Source organism: Mesorhizobium sp. M4B.F.Ca.ET.089.01.1.1, from assembly GCF_004022605.1.
In the GTDB taxonomy this organism is placed as follows: Bacteria; Pseudomonadota; Alphaproteobacteria; order Rhizobiales; family Rhizobiaceae; genus Mesorhizobium; species Mesorhizobium abyssinicae.
Genome location: NZ_RZOS01000395.1, coordinates 1 through 5,364, shown reverse-complemented (window position 1 = coordinate 5,364; position 5,364 = coordinate 1). Strand labels below are relative to the sequence as shown.

Genomic DNA, 5,364 nt, shown 5'->3' with positions numbered 1-5,364 from the left:
CATTGGCGATGCTCTCGATCCTGGCGATTGCCGCGTTGGCGGCGCCGACGCGCGCCCGCCGTTCCTCGGCGGCGCCCGGGTCCTCGCCGGGCTCGACCAGCCCGCGCGCGATCTTCGGCAGGGCCAGGCTGGCGATCGTCAGCGAACAGATGATGACGCCGGCGGCGAGGAAGATGACGACGTCGCGTGACGGAAAGGGCGAGCCGTCGGCCATGGTGAGCGGCAGCGACAGGATGCCGGCCAGCGTAATGGCGCCGCGCACGCCGGCGACCGAACCGGCGAGCCGAACGCGCATCCCGAACGGCTCGGCCTTGTGCTTGCCGAACCGCGCCGCCACGCGCTGCGCGATGTCACCGACCCAGATCCACAGGAAGCGCAGGCCGATCAGGCAGAGCGTCAGGATCAGCACCGTTGCCGCGGGCTCGATCAGCCAATGCCGGCTGGAAAGCTCCGGCGGCACGTTGCGGATAATGTCGGGAAGCTGCAGGCCAAGCAGGATGAACAGCGCGCCGTTGAAGATGAAGGACAGCGTCGTCCACAGCGACATGGTCTGCATGCGCGCCGAGACGCCGAGATAGCGGAAGATGCCGGAGCCGCCGGTGAGCAGGCCGGCGGTGACCGCTGCCAGGATGCCCGAGGCCTCGACGTGCTCGGCGATGAGATAGGCGATGAACGGCATCAGGATCATCACCAGCACCTGCGCCTCGGACGGCACGCCACCGATGCGGTTGAGCAACTGCAGCGTCTTGGCGGCGACGATCAGCGCCGCCACGCCGGCCAGGATGCCGGCGGCGACCGCATAGAGGAACGTCAGCGACGCAGCGGCCAAAGAGAAGCTGCCGGTCAGCGCCGCCGCGACGGCGAAGCGGAACATGACGAGGCCGGACGCGTCATTGAGCAGCGACTCGCCCTCCAGTATGTGCATCAGCCGCGCCGGAACCACGTTCCTGTCGACGATCGAGGACACGGCGACCGCATCGGTCGGCGACAGCACGGCGGCGAGCGCGAAGGCGACGACCAGCGGGATGCTCGGCACCAGCCAGTGCAAGGCGTAGCCGAAGCCGACGATGGTGAAGAAGACCAGCCCGATGGCGAGGTCGAGGATCGGCCCGCGCAGCGCCAGAAGCTCGCGCTTGGGCGCGGCGACGGCATCGCCGAACAGGAGCGGCGGGATGAACACCAGGAGGAACAGCTCCGGGTCAATCTCGACATGCAGGCCGCGCGCCGGCCAGGCAAGGGCCGCGCCTATGGCGATCTGCAGCACCGGCAACGGAACGCGCACGAGCCGGACCAGGGCGCCCGAAAGCGCGACGAACACGAGCACGACCAGGATGAAGACGGCGACATGCATGGTGGCGATTCCGAATATTGCCCGACCATGCGCAAAGCAGGTCGTGCCGTCCAGTCGCGGCGAAGGCCAGCTGACGGAAGGTGGAAAGCAAAAAGGCCGCCTATCGGCGGCCTTTTCAATAAAGATTGCAGTCCCTTATAGCGAAGACGTGATCTGCAGCTCTTCGTTGCCGTCAAGGCCGTAGATGTCGTCGCGGAATTGCACGACGCCGGGGCCCGTCGACCATGCCGAAAGATAGAGGAAGTGGACCGGCACCGGGTTGGTCACCTGAACCGGGGTGTTTTCGCCGGTCTTGATCGTCGCCTCGAAATGCTGGCGGTCCCAACCGGGCGTGTCGCGCAGGATCCAGGTGACGAGGTCACGCACGTTCTGGACGCGCACGCAGCCCGAGGAGTCGAATCGCATCAGCTTGCCGAACAGGCTCTGCTGCGGCGTGTCGTGCATGTAGACGCCATCCGGGCTGGGGAAGTTGATCTTGACCGAGGCCATGGCGTTGCCGGCGCCCGGATCCTGGCGGAAGCGGTACTTCTCGGCGTCATCCGTCGACCAGTCGACCGTCATCGGATCGACCTCGCTGCCATCCGGCGCGAACAGGCGGATGTGGCTGTCCTTGAGATAGTTGGGATCCTTGCGCATCAGCGGAATGATATCCTTGCGCACGATTGAGACCGGGGCATTCCAGTAGGGATTGACGATGATCTCGTTGATCTTGGAATTCACGATCGGGGTCTGGCGGTCGATCTTGCCGACGATCGCGGTGTGGCGCAGCACGACGCGGTCGTTCTCGACTGCCTCGATCTGGGCCGCCGGAATGTCGACCAGCACGTAACGGTTGCCCAGCGTGCCAGCCTTTTCGCGCAGACGCTGCAGATTGGTCTGCAACTGGCCAAGCCGGATCTGCGCCGAAACATTCATCGCCGTGTAGGTGTATTTGCCCATGGCGCCGTCGGCAGGCAGGCCGTGGCGAAGCTGGAAGCGCTTGACGGCGGCGTCGACATAGGAATCGAACGAGTTCGAGATGCCGGCGCTCTGCGACAGATCGCCCGAGATCATCAGCCGCTTGCGCAGCGGCACCACATCGGGATCGTCGACGCCGAGCTGCAGCTTCTTGGTCGCGGGCACCTGCTCCCAGCCGCCCTGGCCGGCGATGGTCTGGTACTGCGCCACCGCCTGCTCGGTGAAGGCGACGGTCTGCAGGCTGAAAATCGGCAGCGTCGAGGCCACCTTGCCGCCCTCGCTGGCGCGGGCGTCGAACTGGTCGTCCCAATTGCCGCGGGCCGATGATTTCAGGATATCCCCGATCACATCCTGCGCGCTGGCACTGTTGGCAACCATGGCTGCGGCAAGCGCGGAAGCTCCGGATAGGAAGAAACGGCGGCTGGTTCTCATGGACGTTCCAGACATTCTCTAAGCATCTGATCAACGGGCGATCTCGCCCGCACTCTAGGGTCGGCAATCTTAACAATTAGCCAACCATGACCGCATCGCTTAGGCGTGAAACACGCGGCGCGACGCAACTTCAAGGTGAAGGCAGGCCTGTGGCCGCAGCATCACCCGTATTCTCGCTTTCACCGGGATTATGGCGGCAATTTGGCCTTGGCGCGCGATTTGCGTCAGGCGACGCGATGAAAGGAAAGCAGCGGTGCTTTTCGGCACCGGTGAGCAATCGTCCTCGCCTCCGCAGTCGCGTCCCCACTCAGTGCGCAGTCTCGACCTTCGGATCCGGCCCTGGCTGCGCCTTCAATTCCGAACATCGCTGCAACACCTCTTGTCGGGGATAACGCATGACCTTGTTATCCTCCAGCTTGAGCAGCAGCTCGCGTCTCTTTTCCGTGGTCTCACCGTCCGAACAGGTCATGTCCAGAATGATCGCGTCGAGGCCGCCGATCTTCTGCACCTTCTCCAGCGAGCAGCCGACCTCCCACATCTCCACTGCCTTGTCGGTGAATGTCACGATCGTATCGTTGTTGTCGCACGGGGCGCTGCCTTCGGCGGCGAAAGAATCCTTCCACCACTCCTCGGCGGAGGCCGCGGTCGAAATCAACAGAAGCACCGCGGCGCCCCAGAAGATCCTTGAACGGTTTTTCAGGTTCATGCTCGCTCCCTCGCCAGGAGGCGACATTAGGCAGTGCCGCGGCGAAAGCAAACAGCGTAGACACCCTGCCGATGGGCGCGGCGCTTCCGAAATATCCCCTTCCATCGCGAAAAGGAAAAGGGACCGGCGCCTTTCGACCCCGGTCCCCGACTGTTTCCCCTGCCCGCGCTTCCGCGGCGCGGTCCCTCGGCGTGGATGCGGCTTACATCCGGTAGGCGATGGTGTCGTTCCAGAAGCGGTCGAGGCGCTGCAGGGCGCGGTTCATCTGCTTGAACTCGTCGGTGTTGATGCCGCCGACCTGCTCGATCGAGCCGACATGGCGCTCATAGAGACCGGCGACCACTTCTGCCACCTCGTTGCCCTTCGGCGTCAGCGAGACGCGGACCGAACGGCGGTCGATGCGCGAGCGCTGGTGGTTGATGAAGCCGAGGTCGACCAGCTTCTTGAGATTGTAGGAGACATTCGAGCCGAGATAGTAGCCGCGCGAGCGCAGTTCGCCGGCGGTCAGCTCCGAATTGCCGATGTTGAAGAGCAGCAGCGCCTGGATGGCGTTGATGTCGGAACGGCCGTTGCGGTCGAACTCGTCCTTGATCACGTCAAGCAGACGGCGGTGCAGACGCTCAACCAGCTGCAGCGATTCCATGTAAAGCGAACGGATCGCCTCGCGGCGGTCGTCGGATACGGTGGCGGTCTTCGCCGCCGGACGCGAATTGATCATTGTCTTTGCCTCTCGTTTGTCGCCCGGTGATTTTTTTGTTTTTCACCTTGATCGCGACACTATCGAATACTCATAAAATTCGACTTAAACGCCAAGGCTAACAAGAGCTTACCGGTAAGAGGTTTCGAAAGAGGCTTAACGAACGGTCACCCCAGCAAGGATAATTAACCTAAAGATTTAGCCACCGATTCCGGGGGGGAATTGCCCGCGCTTGCGGGCTAGCGCTGGGCTTGGCGCTTCTGCAGCCAGATCACCACCCGGAAGGCGATGTAGAGCAGCGCCACCGCGGCATGCGAGGCGATGATCAGCGGGCGGTGGCCGAACAGATCGGGAAAGCCGACATACATCACAATCTCGGTCGCGGCGCAGATGAACCAGATCACCGGCCCCCAGGAGGCCAGCATCCACAGGCCAGCGGCGGCGAAGGGAAAGAAGACGGCGAGCGTCACCGCGGCCACCTGCCAGTGCACCGGCATCAGGTCGAAGCGCCAGAGCGGACCGGGATAGAAGCCGATCAGCCGGATCCAGTAGAGGATGCCGAACAGCAGGCAGTAGCCGGCGATGACGCGCTGGAACCAGGCGAAGATGATTTCGGTGGTCGAGGGCTGTAGCACGACGCGCCTGGAGGTCACCTCGCTCACAGGTCGAGCTCCCGCTCGCCGAGCGGCGCGAAATAGGCGTCGACATCGGCGACGCTGACGTCGTCCAGGCCTGCCGGACGCCAGCGCGGCGTCGAGCCCTTGTCGATGATGGCGGTGCGGATGCCTTCGTAGAAGTCGTGGCCGGCAAGCATGCGGTTGAGGATGCGGAACTCCATCTTCATGCACTCGTCCATCGACAGCGTCAGCCCGGCGCTGATCTGGCGCCAGGCGACATGCAGGCTGGTCGGCGAGCGCGTCCTGATTGTCGCCAGGGTCTTTGCGGCGAACTCGTCGGAGGGCGCGCCCCGATCGAGGCTGGCGATGATATCGGAAAAAGAGGGTTGGGCGAAATGGCGCGCGATCGCTTCCAGCACCGGCCGGTCGGTCTCGCGCCTGGCCGGGACGAAAAACCCGCGCAGCACCGATTCCGGATCGCCGGTGGCGCAGAGCCGGTCGAGGAAGGCGGCCTGGTCCTCGGCCTTGATGGTGTGGGTGGCCAGTCCCGACCAGAGCGCGTCGCCGTGGCGGATGCGGCTGCCGGTCAGCGCCAGGTACATGC

6 protein-coding genes are annotated in these 5,364 nt (G+C 64.1%); all 6 read right to left on the bottom strand.

Annotation, left to right across the window (positions count from 1 at the left end; all coding sequences use genetic code 11):
• Positions 1 to 1,351, bottom strand: a 1,351-nt coding sequence (locus tag EN780_RS26790; protein WP_128275793.1) for a Na+/H+ antiporter, incomplete at its 3' end; no start/stop codon positions are given.
• 135 nt (positions 1,352 to 1,486) lie between these two features.
• A complete protein-coding gene (locus EN780_RS26785; RefSeq protein WP_127309873.1) occupies positions 1,487 to 2,740 on the bottom strand; it encodes a murein L,D-transpeptidase in 1,254 nt (417 codons plus the stop codon).
• Positions 2,741 to 3,047: 307 nt separating this feature from the next.
• Positions 3,048 to 3,446, bottom strand: coding sequence for a hypothetical protein (locus EN780_RS26780; protein ID WP_245478227.1), 399 nt, complete (start codon positions 3,444 to 3,446; stop codon positions 3,048 to 3,050).
• A gap of 202 nt (positions 3,447 to 3,648) precedes the next feature.
• Positions 3,649 to 4,164: a winged helix DNA-binding protein gene (locus EN780_RS26775; protein WP_126054949.1), complete on the bottom strand. Its 516-nt coding sequence runs from the start codon at positions 4,162 to 4,164 to the stop codon at positions 3,649 to 3,651.
• Positions 4,165 to 4,382: 218 nt separating this feature from the next.
• Positions 4,383 to 4,805, bottom strand: a complete 423-nt coding sequence (locus EN780_RS26770) for a DUF6163 family protein (RefSeq protein WP_127285745.1) — start codon at positions 4,803 to 4,805, stop codon at positions 4,383 to 4,385.
• The coding region (locus EN780_RS26765) for an enoyl-CoA hydratase/isomerase family protein (protein WP_189556758.1) at positions 4,802 to 5,364 on the bottom strand (563 nt) is incomplete at its 5' end. The genes EN780_RS26765 and EN780_RS26770, both read right to left, overlap by 4 nt.

Excerpts from the sequence above, each read along its gene's own strand:
- EN780_RS26775 (WP_126054949.1), bottom strand. The coding sequence starts at position 4,164 with ATGATCAATTCGCGTCCGGCGGCGAAGACCGCCACCGTATCCGACGAC.
- EN780_RS26785 (WP_127309873.1), bottom strand. The coding sequence starts at position 2,740 with ATGAGAACCAGCCGCCGTTTCTTCCTATCCGGAGCTTCCGCGCTTGCC.
- EN780_RS26780 (WP_245478227.1), bottom strand. The coding sequence starts at position 3,446 with ATGAACCTGAAAAACCGTTCAAGGATCTTCTGGGGCGCCGCGGTGCTT.